The organism is Desulfosarcina sp. (genome assembly GCF_041551955.1).
Lineage (GTDB): Bacteria > Desulfobacterota > Desulfobacteria > Desulfobacterales > Desulfosarcinaceae > Desulfosarcina.
This window is the reverse complement of the sequence record NZ_JBFELV010000086.1, coordinates 1-15,048: the sequence shown is the minus strand read 5'-3', so window position 1 is coordinate 15,048 and position 15,048 is coordinate 1. Positions and strand designations below refer to the sequence as shown.

Annotated in this window: 13 protein-coding genes; 9 read left to right on the top strand and 4 right to left on the bottom strand. The window is 57.4% G+C overall.

What is annotated here, in order from left to right:
* The 4 genes from ABYV26_RS08960 to ABYV26_RS08945 all read right to left on the bottom strand — a co-directional run.
* The coding region (locus ABYV26_RS08960) for an efflux RND transporter permease subunit (RefSeq protein WP_372680201.1) at positions 1 to 213 on the bottom strand (213 nt) is incomplete at its 3' end.
* Positions 210 to 1,667 carry an efflux RND transporter periplasmic adaptor subunit gene (locus ABYV26_RS08955; RefSeq protein WP_372680199.1) on the bottom strand — a complete coding sequence of 486 codons (1,458 nt, stop codon included), beginning with the start codon at positions 1,665 to 1,667 and terminating at the stop codon, positions 210 to 212. The genes ABYV26_RS08960 and ABYV26_RS08955, both read right to left, overlap by 4 nt.
* A 186-nt stretch (positions 1,668 to 1,853) precedes the next feature.
* The gene (locus ABYV26_RS08950) at positions 1,854 to 3,377 is read right to left on the bottom strand and encodes a TolC family protein (protein ID WP_372680197.1); all 1,524 of its coding nucleotides are present in this window, start codon (positions 3,375 to 3,377) and stop codon (positions 1,854 to 1,856) included.
* Positions 3,374 to 4,783, bottom strand: coding sequence for a TolC family protein (locus tag ABYV26_RS08945; protein ID WP_372680195.1), 1,410 nt, complete (start codon positions 4,781 to 4,783; stop codon positions 3,374 to 3,376). Before ABYV26_RS08945 ends, ABYV26_RS08950 begins: the two co-directional genes overlap by 4 nt.
* Before the next feature lie 383 nt (positions 4,784 to 5,166).
* Between ABYV26_RS08945 and ABYV26_RS08940 the strand changes: the two genes are divergently transcribed.
* The 9 genes from ABYV26_RS08940 to ABYV26_RS08900 all read left to right on the top strand — a co-directional run.
* Positions 5,167 to 5,535: a DUF6488 family protein gene (locus ABYV26_RS08940; RefSeq protein ID WP_372680193.1), complete on the top strand. Its 369-nt coding sequence runs from the start codon at positions 5,167 to 5,169 to the stop codon at positions 5,533 to 5,535.
* Positions 5,536 to 5,547: 12 nt separating this feature from the next.
* Positions 5,548 to 6,165, top strand: a complete 618-nt coding sequence (locus ABYV26_RS08935; protein WP_372680191.1) for a hypothetical protein — start codon at positions 5,548 to 5,550, stop codon at positions 6,163 to 6,165.
* An 11-nt stretch (positions 6,166 to 6,176) separates the two neighbouring features.
* Positions 6,177 to 8,597, top strand: a complete 2,421-nt coding sequence (locus ABYV26_RS08930) for a heavy metal translocating P-type ATPase (protein ID WP_372680190.1) — start codon at positions 6,177 to 6,179, stop codon at positions 8,595 to 8,597.
* A 108-nt stretch (positions 8,598 to 8,705) separates the two neighbouring features.
* Complete coding sequence (locus tag ABYV26_RS08925) at positions 8,706 to 8,990, top strand: hypothetical protein (protein WP_372680189.1); 285 nt, start codon at positions 8,706 to 8,708, stop codon at positions 8,988 to 8,990.
* The gene (locus tag ABYV26_RS08920) at positions 8,987 to 10,363 is read left to right on the top strand and encodes a TolC family protein (RefSeq protein WP_372680187.1); all 1,377 of its coding nucleotides are present in this window, start codon (positions 8,987 to 8,989) and stop codon (positions 10,361 to 10,363) included. Before ABYV26_RS08925 ends, ABYV26_RS08920 begins: the two co-directional genes overlap by 4 nt.
* A gap of 34 nt (positions 10,364 to 10,397) precedes the next feature.
* The gene (locus tag ABYV26_RS08915) at positions 10,398 to 11,747 is read left to right on the top strand and encodes a multicopper oxidase domain-containing protein (RefSeq protein WP_372680185.1); all 1,350 of its coding nucleotides are present in this window, start codon (positions 10,398 to 10,400) and stop codon (positions 11,745 to 11,747) included.
* A 47-nt stretch (positions 11,748 to 11,794) separates the two neighbouring features.
* Complete coding sequence (locus ABYV26_RS08910; RefSeq protein ID WP_372680183.1) at positions 11,795 to 12,121, top strand: copper-binding protein; 327 nt, start codon at positions 11,795 to 11,797, stop codon at positions 12,119 to 12,121.
* Positions 12,122 to 12,730: 609 nt separating this feature from the next.
* Positions 12,731 to 14,470, top strand: a complete 1,740-nt coding sequence (locus ABYV26_RS08905; protein WP_372680181.1) for a nitrogen regulation protein NR(II) — start codon at positions 12,731 to 12,733, stop codon at positions 14,468 to 14,470.
* Positions 14,467 to 15,048, top strand: a 582-nt coding sequence (locus tag ABYV26_RS08900) for a sigma-54-dependent transcriptional regulator (protein WP_372680179.1), incomplete at its 3' end; no start/stop codon positions are given. The genes ABYV26_RS08905 and ABYV26_RS08900, both read left to right, overlap by 4 nt.

Below are 15,048 nucleotides of genomic sequence, written 5' to 3'. Positions count from 1 at the left end.
GGTGGTCAGCGGGTAGGTGACCTGGTCCTCCACCACCTGCGGTGCCTGGCCGGGGTATTCGGTAAAGATGATCACCTGCACGTCGGACAGGTCTGGAATCGCGTCCAGGGGTGTGCGGGCGATGGCATATATTCCGGCGGCGATCACAAACAAGGTCGCCAGGATCACCAGGAACTTGTTTTTGATGGACAGGTCGATGATTTTCGCGATCATGGCTTGGTTTCCTCGTCAGGAGCTGGCGCGGCACCTGAGCCATCTGAATCCATGGTCAGGCCTTCCATATCCAGGTCGTCATCTTCCATGGTCATGTCGTCCATGTTCAGCTCGTCCATATCCAATTGGTCGGCATCGCCGCCTGAGCCCTTGCTTCGCACCTCGAGCATCTTGGCGATGGCTTCCTTCAGTCGACTTTCGGAATCGAACATGAACTGGCCGGAGAGCACGATTTCATCGCCCGCTTCAAGACCGTCGATCACTTCGAATGTATAATCGTTGCCTTCGACCCCCAGGGTAACCTCCCGGGGCTCGAATTTGCCCTTGCCTCTGGATACGAAGACCCGTTTGCGCACACCGCTGTCGATCACCGCCTCCTGGGGCACCACCAGCCGCTCGCCGGGCAGAGTGTTCTTCAGGTAGACATTGGCGTACATCCCCGGCTTGAGGTTGTCGTCCGGATTGGGAAAAGAGAGCCGCAGCCGGGCCGTGCGTGTCTTGGGATCCAGGTAGGGGTAGATGAAGAGCACTTCGCCTGAGTACCGTTTCCCGGGAATGTAGGCCAGATCCATTTCGGCGGGCATGCCCTGGTGGACCCAGGGCAGTTCGTACTCGTAGATGTCAACATCCACCCACACGGTGGAGAGGTCGGCAATTTCGTACTGGTGTTCACCGGCTTTGACGTAATGCCCTTTAAGGGCGTTTTTCACGATGATAACGCCGGAGGCCGGCGAGAATATGGTGATCGTTTTCTGGATCTCTCCGGCAGCCTCCAAATGGGCAATCTGTTCGTCGGTGAGGTCCCAGTAGGCCAGGCGGGTGCGCGAGGCATCCAGCAGCCGGCTGTCTTTCTTGCGGGAACCACCGTTAAGCCCCTTTTGCTGCTGAAGGGCGATGAGGTATTCCTGCTGGGCGGTGAGCAGATCCGGGCTGTAGATATCAAACAGCGGCTGGCCTTTTTCCACCCGTTCCCCCACAAAATCCACGTAGAGCGTTTCGATCCACCCGTTGAACTTGACGTTTACCGAATAGAGTCCGGTTTCATCGGTGGTGATGGTCCCGAAGGTGCGGATCGTTTTGGAGATGCTTTTCTTCTCTACGCGACCCAGCCGCACACCCATGTTCTGCTGGGTTACGGGATCGATGCGGATGGTGGAACTAGGATCCTTCTCCTCTCCTGCTTCCTCGTAAACCGGCACCAGGTCCATGCCCATGGGCGACTTGCCCGGCTCGTTGCGGATGTAGGTGGGATCCATGGGCGCCGCCCAGTATTTGATCTTCTTGCCAGTCTTGGGGTCCACCATGCCGGCCTTGAGCGCTTCTTCGGCGTGGGCGGTTGCCTGCAGCAGGAAGCTGGGAAGAGACGTCCGGTCCTGGATCAGCGTTGCAGGCGCGTTCAGGGCAACTCCGATAACCGCTGCCGCAAAGGCGATGATGATCGGTTTGGCAAACATGGGTGGTTATCCTTTCTTGATTTAAACTTCACGATAATCTGGTAAAAAGCCCCCTCACCCTGTCCCTCTCCCCAAAGGGGCGAGGGGACGTTGACACGACCCTCATTGATCGATGAAATCGAGCGACATGACATCACCTCCCTCTCCCATTGAGGGGAGAGGGCCGGGGTGAGGGGGGTTGACGAGTCATGGCAACGAGACGCCCACCCGGCGCTCCAACTCAGCCCATGCAACCCCCAGGTCGCTGTTGCGCCTCTCACCGGCCAGGTTGACATCCAGCCAGCCGGTGTAGGAGCTGATCACATCGGCAAACGAGACACTGCCCGATTCATACGCCCGGGTGGATACGTCCAGGGATGTCCGGGACAATTCCAGCAGCCGGTTCTTGTACAGAGACCGCTCTCGCCGGGCCCTGTCCAGATCGAACCAGGCGGTTCGCACCATCAGCCGGGTGCGTGCCTCGGCATCCGCGAGATCGGCTCGCAGGGCGTCGAGCTTTTTTCGGGTTTCACGGAGGTAGGTATCCTGGGTACCGAACCATGCATTCTTGGGCAAGCCCTTGCCCCGCGTGGGTGACACCGTTGCAGCAAAGGTCGGTTTCATTGCGTCGCTGCCCACCTGGACAACGGCCTCGTCAGGGAAGAGCGAATAGTTCTGGGAAAAGGCCGGTTGAATCATGGTTTCAGCCATCTCCACCATCCGCTCCATCTTGCCCACCATGGCTCGCATGCGATTCAGCTCTTGGCGTTTTTCCAACGCCAACGCATAGAGGGGGTCCAGTTGTGGAATCGACATGGGGGGAGTGGGGGTGTCAGGCCAACCCATAGCATTCCCCGGCCTCAGGTCCATCAGTGCCAGCAGTTCGCTTTCCAGGTTAACCCGCTGCTCCTTCAAGGTGGCCAGTTGCTCCTGAAGTTTTTCACGGCCGATACGTATCTTGACCACATCCTGGTAGCTGGTTTTGCCGGCACCGTAACGGGTGGTGGCCACCGACTCCAGTTGGTTCAGGCGATCGAGGGTGTCCCGGGTGATCCGATGCGCCCGGTGAATGTAAAGCAGATTCCAGTATGCCTTGGTGCCCTGGGCCATGATGTCGCGGCGGATTAAGTCCAGGGTCTGTTTTTCAGCTTCCACATTCTTTTCCGCCACCTGGCCCTTCAAAGCGGTTACACCGGGAAAAGGAAATTTCATCTGAATATTGTCAGCACCTCGCATGGGCCCTACCCCGGCCATCACGCTTTCCGTGAATGCCGAGTACTGACGCAGGATGTCGTCCAGTTGAGTCACCTGATCAAATCCTTCCAGGGCGGCCTTGAAGCGGTCCTGAGCACCTTTTACGGAAGGATTGCGCAACAGAATCAGGGACTGGACCGTCTGCAGGGAAAAGGGGGAGGTCAACAGATTCAAGGAAATAGCGTCATCGGTGGCGGCCTCGATCACAGCGGGTTGGACATCAGTCCCCCCAACTGACAATGCCGTCTCATCCATTGCCTTCTCCCAACGATCCCGCAACCTTTCGATGGTTGCCGTTTCGGTTTCGAAGGCGTCCGATTCACTGGTGATCGGCGTTACGGGCGCCTGCGCCTGCTGCATCATGGCTGGCGGCGCATAGGCATCCATGTCCTGTTTCAGATCCCGATATCCGCAGGCTGCCAGGCCGATTGCCCAGATCAGTGCCATTCCGGTGAGAACCATCTGCAGGATCTTCATGGCTGCTCCTTTCCGGCAGGTTGCGTGAGAATTTTCACCTCACCGGTCAGGTGCGTGCCCGCCATGCGTTCAAGCCGCGCCAGGTTGATGCCATAGTCTGCCTTGGCGCGGGCCAGGGCCAGTTGAAAATTGTACCAGACCGACTGGGTTTCGATGAAATCGGTAAACGAGGATTCTCCCTCCCGGTACCAGACTTCCGCGATTTCCATGGACCGGGCCGCCTGGGGAACCAGGCTTGTTTCATAGAGGGTTACTATCCGCTGAGCATTGCGGGCCTTGAAAAAGAGGGTACGGATCTTAGTTCGGACGGCGTTGACACGTACTACTTTTTCCGCTCGGGCCATGGACTTTTCGGCCATGGCCTTGTTCACACGACTGTTGTTCGTGCCGAACCACAGCGGGATGGAGATGCCCGCCTGCAAGCCGATGGCGTCCCGTCCGGCATCCTGCGGCTGGACAGGTACATCTGGCTCGCCGATACCGGCGTAGAACAGCCCGACCTTAAAGTCCGGCATATTTTGGAATCGTGCCAGGGAGACTTTGGTGTCACCTTTATCGACACCCACCTGGGCCATGAGGATCTCCTCCTGATTGGCTTCAGCCAACCCATAGATGGTTTCCACGTCAGTGGACAGCGGTGATAGAACCGGCGCCTCCAGCCGGCCCACGGCCGATTCGGGAGGTCGGTTCAACAGCCCGTTGAGACGAACCACCTCTGTCTGCTCCAACTCCTCCAGCAACAGGGCGTCATATTGGAGTTGTCCGGATTGGGACTGGGCCTTGATTACATCGGTGAGGGTGGCCCGGTTGTCGGCGTGAGCGGTTTCGCTGATCCTTCGAAGGTGGTCCAGCAGGCGGGCGTTGTGTTCGGTGATCGTTTTGGCCTGTCGGATGTACCCCAGTTCGAAAAAGGACTCCCGGACCGCCAGGAGTGTCTCCTTGACCGCCATGTCCAGTTTGAGGCGAGCGATGCGAGCGTCGGCGGCCACCAGTTCGCCTGCTTTTGAAAGCTTCCCGGGAAAGGGGATCATCTGGGAAATCTGGGCATTCCAATCCTGAGGCCCCAGTCGGGTCTCGATGGGTTCGGGAAACCAGGTGACCATCAACTGGGGGTCCGGGTAGCCCGTCGTGACCCGATAGTTTTCCACTGCCGCCCGCCACGCCTCGCGCGCCTGCTGGATTGACGGATTGTTGGAATACGCCTGCTCGACAAGATCGGCCAATCGGATGGTATCGTTTTGGAACGGAACTTGGCCGGCGGTTGGACGGTCTAGATCACCGGCCATTGCGATTGCGGCTATCAACTGCGTGATCACCAGCAGCAGGACGAGGGCGCTTCTGAAAAACAACCACAGATACCCTGTGGCTGCCGGCTGGAAAGGGCTTCGGGATAACAGGTGATCCATAAAATTCTCCTGGCGTTGATTGAAAACGAGCGAGCGGTGCCGCCTCGCCACTCTTGATAGGTACAATCAATAGCCGTGCCAGAATCTCAACATACTGTTATCAATAGGATTAAACTTTTGGGTGAGATTAAAAGGGAGATAAGTGCGTAAATTTTACGCATAATGGCGCGTGCGAAATGAAAAGTGCGTAAATAGTTATCAGCAAACCATGCCACCCTTAACCCCGCATGCAGAGATAAAACGAAGCGGCATGCTAACGAAAGATTCGACCAATTCCGCACGGTTAACCCGAAATCACCCACGCATCCTAGACCCGCAAATGACGGCGTGGTATGGATATTGAATGATTACGGGAAGAAACAGAAACCATAGGGGAGACGACCATGATCAAAGCGAATAGAAACCTGAACCTGCGGCCGATGCTGATCGCCGTATTGATCGCTGCGGGGCTGATCATTTCGGGTCCCGGTGGTGCCTACAGCCATGGCGGAAAAACCCACACTGAAAACCCGTTCTCTGCACTCGAGGCCGTCCAGAAGGCAACCCAGCTTTTCGATCGCCTGATCGTCTCCGGAAAATTGCCCGAAGCGTGGGAAACCGGCCTGTCATCCATCCACGTATCCGTCCGCAGCACTGAAAACAACCGCGAAACCGTGGTCCAGTTCAAACGGTCAGGCGGTGATCCGGAGAGCGTCTATTTTTACTTCGATCGTCAGGGGGAGTATTCGGGATCGAATTTTTCAGGGGAATAAGGAGATGCAGGCATGGAATCAAATCCCATAGACCGGCAGCAGGCCCAATGGATGACGCTGGCACGGATGCCCACTCCCGCCAAGGCCCTGGCCACCTGCATCATCGTGGTTATGGCTATCGGCATGCTGGGCGCACTGGGTCAAATCATCATCCATGACATTATTCCGACCTTTTACTCAAAATCCGTAAAGGAGTACACGGGATCACCGTCAGGTGACCGTCATGCCGGCATGAACCACAACGCCCCAACCCCGTCCGGAACCGACCGGGGTGACCTGTTTGCCGACTTGGCGGCCGTTGAAACAAAACCGGCCAAACCGTTTTACCAGCAGGAACAATTTGTCTGGACCCTGAAATGGACCCACATCCACTTGTTCGGCATGAGCATGATTTTCATCTTCGTGGGGGCCATCACCATCTGGCTGGACGCCGGTTCCGCCCTGCGCAGCTGGCTGGTGGTGCTGCCTTTTATCGGGGTGCTGATCGACATCCTGGCCATGTGGCTGAAAGCCTTTATATCGCCTGCCTTTTTCTGGCTGCACGTGCCCGGTGGAGGCCTGTTTGCCGTGGTATTTGCCTATGTATCGCTGCGGGCGCTGTGGGAGATGTGGTTTAAGCCCGGGCAATAAACGCTGCCAAGATGAGCGCGTCTGATCAACAAGCCCGCAGCAAGCCGCATCGCGGTTCAAATGCAGTGTCTTTTAGTCGGGTGGGTCAGCCAGCCAAGAATGGAGATGGTACTATGTGTACAACACCAAATACAGAAAGTAATCGGCGCAAGGATCCCGTCTGTAACATGACGGTATCAAGTGACTCCGAATTCACTTACCATCACGCGGGCGAGCATTATTATTTCTGCAGCCAACACTGCATGCACAAATTCAAAGAACAGCCGGAACAGTACCTGAACAAGAAGACCTCGCCATCTCTTGAAACACAAAGTGAGACATCAACCTACACATGCCCCATGCATCCTGAAATTCGACAACAGGGTCCGGGTACTTGCCCCAAGTGCGGGATGGCGCTGGAACCAATCACCTTCAGCGTTGAAGAGAAAAATGAAGAGCTCATCGACATGAGCCGTCGCTTCTGGGTCTGCACCGTGCTGGCGCTGCCGGTATTTTTCCTGGCCATGATTGCGGACATGATGCCTGGATGGTTACCGGACTGGCTGTCGATGCAAGCGGTCCAATGGATTGAATTTACCTTGGCAACACCGGTTGTCTTGTGGGGCGGGTGGCCCTTTTTTGTTCGCGGCTGGCAATCCGTCCAGACCTGGAATCTCAACATGTTCACCTTGATCGCTTTAGGCGTTTCAGTGGCTTGGCTATACAGCGTAGCGGCCTTGTTATTTCCGCAGGTTTTCCCACCCGTTATGCAGATGGAAGACGGCTTGGTAGCTGTCTACTTCGAGGCGGCAGCCGTGATCACCACCCTAGTGCTTCTGGGGCAGGTACTGGAACTGCGTGCCCGCTCACATACCAATGCGGCCATTAAGATGCTTCTCGGACTTGCTCCGAAAACAGCACGCATTTTGAGAGACGACGGGTCGGAAGAGGATATCCCGCTGGACCAGGTGCAGCCCGGCGACACCTTGCGGATCCGTCCCGGCGAGAAAGTACCGGTAGATGGAACGGTCACCGATGGCGAAAGCAACGTAGACGAGTCCATGGTCACGGGTGAGCCCATCCCGGTGGCCAAGTTTGCCGGCGAGAAACTTTTCGGCGCGACGGTAAATGCAACGGGAAGTTTGTTGATGCAGGCGGAAAAAGTCGGTTCGGATACATTGCTGGCCCAAATTGTAAATATGGTTGCCGAAGCGCAGCGCTCGCGGGCGCCCATTCAAAAATTGGCGGATGTCGTGGCCGGTTATTTCGTGCCTGCCGTGGTAGGCGTTGCCGTGACCGCATTTACCGCCTGGTGGGTCTGGGGACCGGAGCCGCGCCTGGCACACGCGGTTGTCAATGCCGTTGCCGTACTCATCATCGCCTGCCCGTGCGCGCTTGGCCTGGCTACTCCCATTTCGATCATGGTGGGAACGGGGCGCGGGGCGATGGCCGGCGTTTTAATCAAGAATGCTGAGGCCCTTGAGGGTATGGAAAAAGTCGATACGCTGGTTGTGGACAAGACCGGTACCCTGACCGAAGGCAAACCAAAACTGGTCGCAGTGCACGCAGAAGAAGGATTTTCAGAGGATAAAATATTGCGCCTGGCCGCCAGCCTCGAACGGGCCAGCGAACATCCTTTGGCCGAAGCGATTGTGCGTGGTGCGGAAGATAGAGGCATTGAACTGTTAAAGGCCACAAACTTTCAGTCCATTACCGGCAAAGGTGTTACGGGTGAAGTCGATGGATCGGCGGTGGCGGCAGGCAACCTGCAACTGTTGGAAAGCCTGGATATCAACGTGGGCGACCTGGCGCTGCAAGCGGACAGACAACGCGGCCAGGGCCAGACGGTCATGTTGATTGCCATTGATCATAGGGCAGCGGGTTTAATCGGGGTGGCCGACCCCATCAAAGCGTCAACCGCCGAAGCCATTCGCGATCTGCATGCCGAAGGTATCAACATCGTGATGCTCACCGGTGACAGCCGTACGACCGCGAAAGCCGTTGCTGACAAGCTGGAGATCGACCAGGTCCATGCCGACGTATTGCCTGAACAAAAAGCAGACTGGGTCAAGCAGCTTCAAGCAGATGGCCATATCGTCGCCATGGCCGGTGACGGTGTTAACGATGCCCCTGCACTGGCTCAGGCCCAAGTCGGTATAGCCATGGGCACAGGTACCGATGTGGCCATAGAAAGTGCCGGTGTGACGTTGGTCAAAGGCGATTTGCGCGGTATCGTCCGGGCCAGGCGATTGAGCCGGGCCACCATGCGTAATATCAGACAGAATCTATTTTTCGCCTTCGTCTATAACACGGCGGGTGTCCCGATTGCCGCAGGCGTGTTGTATCCATTTTTTGGATTGCTTTTATCGCCCATGATAGCTGCGGCAGCGATGAGCGTCAGCTCCGTTTCCGTGATTGGCAATTCGCTCAGATTGAAACGGGTGCCAATATAAAACGTGATTTTTTTAAACGGTCTTTGAATTACCTGAAACCTGCTTATCCTTGTGTGCGAAAAACGGTCCGTTGTGGGTACCCCATCCGTAACAAGCTGAGAGGCGCCTATGTCCAGACCAAAAACGATTCTACACTTAGCCGCTATCGTCCTGCTGCTTGCTGCTTGTGCGGTGCCCGTATGGGTGCCACCGGCGCACCATCCAGCCGCCCCGGGTGCCCAGGACGGCACCAGAACAAGCCCCACCGCCTTGAAGCGATATCGTGAAGCTTCCGCAGCGGTGGAAACAGCCAATCCGTCACAATCCGATACCCCCAAATCCGACAGCGAGTCCGATAAGGGGAACAAGAAGGATAGCCATCACGATCACGGCGACCAGGATGTCAAGCCATGAATAATGTTGACCCATTCCTTCGCGCGGTTGCTGTTGCTTTGCTGTTGGTGCTGACGGCCTGCACCGCTGTTTCCAGGGAAGACGTTCAGGATCAGGTTACCCGAACGGTTGCTCAACGCATGTCCCAACCGGTCGACTGGCCTGTGGAAACACTTGAGGAACAGCGAGTTCAGGACAAGGTACGCCGGATGCTTGACGATACGCTCACGGTCGAAGAAGCAGTAGCTATCGCCATGCTGAATAATCGTGAGTTGCGCGCGGTGCTGAGCCGGGCCGAAGTAGCCCGTGCCGACCTGGTGCAGGCCGGGTTGCTTGACAACCCGGTGTTCGGCATATCGATTCTGGATGGCACGGCCGGGACGCAGATCGAGTATTCGCTCTTTATGGATTTCCTGGATGTGTTCACCCTTTCGGCGCGTAAACATCTTGCCGCCGGCGAGCTGGAACGCGCCCGACTGGAGGTGGCCCAGGCCGTTCTCGACCTGGCTGCCGAGGTCAAGCAAAACTATTATGCCCTGTTGGCTGACCGGCAGATGTTGGTGCTTTACGACCAGGTCCTTGACGCAACCGGTGCGGCTGCCGAGCTGGCACGCAGACAATATGCCGCCGGCAACCTGAGTTTGCGAGCACAATCCCTGCATCAATCCTTTTTTGCCCAGGCGGCCCTGGAAGCCGCACGAGCGGAATCAAGCTACGCCTCGGATCGTGAAAAGATCAATCGACTGCTTGGACTGTGGGGGCCGATGACGGCATGGCAGCTCCCGCCAACGCTACCAGAACCGCCCTCAGGGCTTCCGGCCGTCGCCGATCTTGAACGTCAAGCCATGACCACGCGCCTGGATCTGGCGGCGCGGCAGTCCCAAGTGCAAGTAGCGCACATGATGCTGGGTTATGCCCGACAGTTGCGTTGGTTATCCCTCTTCGGATTGGGCTTTACGGTGGAACGTGACGTGGACGGTAATTACACGCGTGGCCCCGACCTGGTGATTGGTTTGCCAATTTTTAATCGCAGCCAGGGCCGCATGGCCAGGCTAGAAGCCGAGCTATTGGCGGTTGAAAACCAATATGCGCAAATGGCCATTGACCTTCGGGCACAGGTGCGCGAAGCCGATACGCGGTTGAACGCGGCCCATGACCGGCTGACCCATTTTCGTGAAGCGATTTTACCGCTGGCCGATCGCGTGTTGGACGAAACACTCAAGCTATATAACGGTATGCTGGTGGATGTGTATGAACTGCTCGATGCCAAAGCATCCCAAATCAGTGCGGTGCGCGACTACATTGGCACCTGGCGCGATTTCTGGATTGCCTGGACCGATCTCGAGCGGGCTATCGGAGCGGCGCTTCCGGTCGATGGGCAACCGGCACGGTGAACCTTGCAACACTTTCCCATGGAGTCAATCAACCATGCTAACCCGCAGACAAATACTGAAAACCGGCGCATTGATGCTCGCTGGCGGTGCGGTCAGTGCGGTATTCCGCAAGGCCACTGCCGCTGAACAGGCCTCGGCGGTTACCCAGCCACCGCTTGCGGCGTCTACCGGCGATAGGTACGCCCCCGTTGTCACCCTCAACGGCTGGAGCCTGCCCTGGGCTATGGAGAAAGGTGTCAAAGTGTTCCACCTGATTGCCCAACCGGTAAAACGCGAGTTTGCACCCGGCATGGTGGTCAACTGCTGGGGCTACAATGGCTCCACCCCTGGGCCGACCATCGAGGCGGTGGAAGGCGATCGCATCCGCATTCTGGTATCCAACCACTTGCCCGAACATACGACCATTCACTGGCACGGCATCTTTTTGCCCAACGGCATGGACGGCGTTGGAGGCCTCACCCAACCACACATCAAGCCGGGTGAGACGTATGCATATGAATTTACGCTGCGCCAAAATGGAACCTACATGTACCACCCCCACGCCGACGAAATGGTGCAGATGGCGCTGGGCATGTACGGTATGTTCATCGTGCATCCGCGCAAACCCGACCCGGTGCGCATCGACCGCGATTACTGTTTCATGCTGCACAACTTCGCCGTGCATGCCGGCACGGCCACACCGGACCCTTCCGTGATGACCGATTTCAATATGTGGACCTTCAATAGCCGCGTCTTTCCGGGCATCGATGCCCTGGTGGCGCGCACCGGCGAGAGGGTGCGGGTGCGCGTGGCCAACCTGTCGATGCACGAGCATCCCATTCACATCCACGGTACGGCCTTCGAAGTGACCGGTACCGATGCGGGATGGATACCGCCGTCGGCACGCTACCGGGAAACGACCATGCTGGTGCCAGTAGGCAACATCCGCGTCGGAGAATTCATCGCCGACGCGCCCGGTGACTGGGCGCTGCACTGCCACAAGTCGCACCACACGATGAACGCCATGGGACATGAGATCGCCAACATGCTCGGCGTGGATCACCACGACATCGCCCGCCGCATCCGCAAACTGGTTCCAGGCTACATGGCCATGGGTGAGACCGGCATGGCCGAACACGCCGCGCATGCCTTGGTTGGACACATGCCGCTGCCTGAAAACACGCTGCCCATGATGATGGGGCAAGGCCCTTTCGGCCCGATCGAGATGGGCGGCATGTTCACCATGATAAAAATCCGTGACCGGCAAAAACCAGGCGACTACACCGATCCCGGCTGGTACCAACACCCCGAAGGCACCGTTGCCGTAAGGCTGCCTGGCGAGCCACCTAAACCCATCGTACAAGGGTTCAAACCAACACCAACGCCCGACAATCCGCCTGGATGAACGTAACCATAATAAATCATTAGCTATAAGCGAGGAAGGAACATGCTATGAAAATAAAGAGGATGGCCGCATTTATCGCTTGTATATTCACCTTCGGTTTACCCTATGCATGGGTCGCGGGCAATCCTGCAACGAGCAACGCCGATCAGATCCACCGCGGGGTCGGGGTCATCGAAACCATAGATGCGATAAAGGGCACGGTGACCATGGAGCACGACCCCATCGAATCTCTGAATTGGCCCAAAATGGTGATGACCTTCACGACCAAGGATCCGGCCCAGCTCAAAGACCTCAGGGAGGGGGACCAGGTCGAATTCGACCTGGTGCAAAGTGAAAAGGTGTATCTCATCACCCGCATTGAGCGGATGCGTTGACCGATATGGTCTAACGCCGATTGAACTGGATTTTTGGTAGGCCGCTTCACCATCCGGATGGATGCCGGATCCGACCCCACGCGCTCGTCCGGTAGAACGGCCCTTTATCAGGGCGCTGGTCGACAAATTGGCCAGGTTCCAGAAATCCTTTGTATCACCCGCTTTTTTGCTGGCTGCATGCGTCCGGCGGGGGGGGGCTGTTTGCCCCCCTATTCACCGACGTCTCGCTGCGGGCGCTGTGGGAGATAGGATTTAAAGCCATGCTGGCAGCAAGCCGTCGGTAATCCTGAATACCATTCACCTGGTTGATTGATTCACAACTATTGCTTCATTTTCCGTGGAGTTTTTTATGAACCGCCGAGACCGCTGAGGTCATTTTTAATAATAAGCCTTTGCATTTCTTTGCGTCCTCTGCGTGCTCAGCGGTGAAATTTTTTACCGTATCCGTATTCATGAAATGGTGTAGTTTACAGCGCGTATTTTTCTCCGCCCCATCCCCCTTCGCCGGTTAGGTGCGCAAAAAATTTGCACTTGCCCCGTTGCCGTATTATTCTTTTGGAACGCTTTAGCGGCTCGAGCAACCACCTTCAACGAAGGAACGGTTCGACCATGACAGTTGTCCCCCGTCGACATCTCTATCTGACGGCCCTTGCCATTCTGCTTATCGTTCTGCTGCTGCTGGTCTTTATCAGTGTCTCCACCTACCGCAACTTCAACCGGGAAAGAGACGCCGCCATGCAAACGGTCCGGCGCCAGGCGTTGACACTGATCAATGCCCTGGAAGCCGGAGCCCGGGCCGGCATGATGATGCAGATGGTCGGAAAAGACGCCATTGGAAATCTGGTCCACGAAATCGGCAGGTCCGGCGATGTCATCTACCTTTACCTGGTCAACGCTGACGGCGAGGTGGTGCACCACTCCACCCCCTCCCTGGAAGGCACCCGGGCCCTGTGGCACCCCGATTTCGAGCGGGCCGGGGACGTCCGCGCCCGGGTCCGCCGCCTGGCTGGCGACGTCCACGTTTATGAGGTGGCCAAACCCTTTGCTCCCATGGGCAGCCATCCGGCCGTCACCTTGCCTTCATCCGGGGATCCCTCAGCCGTATCACAGACGCATTTCCATTCCCGCGCCACCGTGTACCTGGGAATGACCATGGCCGCCTATGAAGCCGCCCGGCAGTCGGATCTGCAGCATGCCATGATCATGGGCGGCATCGTTCTGGCGTTGGGCGGCGGCGTGATCTACTTTTTTATCGTGATCCGAAGCTATTACCTGCTCAGCCGGACCCTGCAGGAAACCCGGGACTACACCCGGCAGGTGCTCGCCAGCATGGCCCACGGCGTGTTGAGTATCGACACCGCTGGAAAGGTGGTCACCTCGAATCAGCAGGCGCTGTTCCTGCTGGGCCTGCCGGCAACGACGATCAACCCCCTCGACCTGAAAACGGTTTTCGACTTTCAGGAAACCGGTATCGTCCGGACGATCCACCGGGGCGTGCCCGTGATGAACCGGGAGATTCGGTATCAACGGAACAAAGGGGATTGGCTGCCGCTGCTCCTGACCGTGACGCCGATTCAGGATGAAGCCGGCAACCGCAGCGGCGCGGTGGTCGTGATCAGGGATCTGAGCCAGATCAAACGGCTGGAGGAACAGGTGCGACGAGCCGAAAAACTGGCCGCGGTGGGGCGGCTGGCCGCCGGCGTAGCTCACGAGATCCGCAACCCGCTCAGTTCCATACGCGGATTCGCCTACCTTTTGGGGCGGGGCCACGGAGAAGAGACGCCCGAACGGGAATACGCCGATGTCATGGTGCGTGAAATCGACCGCATCAACCGCGTCGTGACCGACCTGCTCAATTTTTCGCGGCCCATGACCCTGGAACCGGAGATCACCATGCTTCCCGAACTCATCGATCACGTGGTTTCCCTGGTTTCCGCCGATGCGAAAAAGCATGGCGTTGAGATCCAGATTGCTTGTGAACCCAGCATCCCGCGCATGACCCTGGATCCTAACCAGATCACCCAGGCCCTGCTCAACCTGATGCTCAATGCCATCAACGCCATTGAAAGGGGAGGCGTTGTGGACATCCGGGCGTCCACGGTCGATGAAGGCGCAGGGGTGGAAATCCAGGTGACGGACAACGGCCAGGGAATTGATCCGGATGTTCAGGATAAAATTTTCGAGCCCTTTTACACCACCCGCGAGCGGGGCACCGGCCTGGGATTGGCCATGGTGCGTAAAATCGCCGAGAATCACGACGGCACCATCAATGTGGAAAGTCCGCCGCCGGAAAAAAACAGCGGCACCCGATTCACCCTCTCACTGCGCAATATGAAGGCAACCCCATGACCGCCAGAATCCTTGTTGTAGACGACGACGCCTCGCATCGGACCATGCTGAAAGCCGTCCTGTCGGCCGAAGGCTACCAGGTGCAGGAGGCCGATGACGGCGACGCGGCCTGTCTTGCCGTGGAAAAGATGATTTTCGATCTGGTGCTCATGGACCTTCGCATGAAACGCCTGCACGGCGATGCCGCCCAGAAAAAGATGCACGAGATCAGTCCCGGCACCCCGGTGGTCATCATGACCGCCTACGGTTCGGTGCGGTCAGCCGTAAGGGCGCTGAAGGCCGGGGCTCACGATTACCTCACCAAACCCATCGACGTCGATGAACTGAAACTGATGGTGGTCAAAACCCTTCACCACCTCCGGCTTGAAGAAGAAAATATCAACCTCAAGGAGCGATTGGAAGCGCGCTTCGATTTCGGGGACATCATCGGCCGCAGCCCCTCCATGCGAGAGCTCTTCGAAACCCTGTCCCTGGTGGCCCCTTCGGAGGCGACGGTTCTGATCCAGGGGGAAAGCGGCACTGGCAAAGAGCTGGTGGCCAACGCCATCCACCACAACAGCCCCCGCAAGGATCATCCC

Excerpts from the sequence above, each read along its gene's own strand:
- ABYV26_RS08950 (WP_372680197.1), bottom strand. The coding sequence starts at position 3,377 with ATGAAGATCCTGCAGATGGTTCTCACCGGAATGGCACTGATCTGGGCA.
- ABYV26_RS08915 (WP_372680185.1), top strand. The coding sequence starts at position 10,398 with ATGCTAACCCGCAGACAAATACTGAAAACCGGCGCATTGATGCTCGCT.
- ABYV26_RS08935 (WP_372680191.1), top strand. The coding sequence starts at position 5,548 with ATGGAATCAAATCCCATAGACCGGCAGCAGGCCCAATGGATGACGCTG.
- ABYV26_RS08930 (WP_372680190.1), top strand. The coding sequence starts at position 6,177 with ATGAGCGCGTCTGATCAACAAGCCCGCAGCAAGCCGCATCGCGGTTCA.
- ABYV26_RS08940 (WP_372680193.1), top strand. The coding sequence starts at position 5,167 with ATGATCAAAGCGAATAGAAACCTGAACCTGCGGCCGATGCTGATCGCC.
- ABYV26_RS08925 (WP_372680189.1), top strand. The coding sequence starts at position 8,706 with ATGTCCAGACCAAAAACGATTCTACACTTAGCCGCTATCGTCCTGCTG.
- ABYV26_RS08920 (WP_372680187.1), top strand. The coding sequence starts at position 8,987 with ATGAATAATGTTGACCCATTCCTTCGCGCGGTTGCTGTTGCTTTGCTG.
- ABYV26_RS08905 (WP_372680181.1), top strand. The coding sequence starts at position 12,731 with ATGACAGTTGTCCCCCGTCGACATCTCTATCTGACGGCCCTTGCCATT.
- ABYV26_RS08910 (WP_372680183.1), top strand. The coding sequence starts at position 11,795 with ATGAAAATAAAGAGGATGGCCGCATTTATCGCTTGTATATTCACCTTC.
- ABYV26_RS08955 (WP_372680199.1), bottom strand. The coding sequence starts at position 1,667 with ATGTTTGCCAAACCGATCATCATCGCCTTTGCGGCAGCGGTTATCGGA.
- ABYV26_RS08945 (WP_372680195.1), bottom strand. The coding sequence starts at position 4,783 with ATGGATCACCTGTTATCCCGAAGCCCTTTCCAGCCGGCAGCCACAGGG.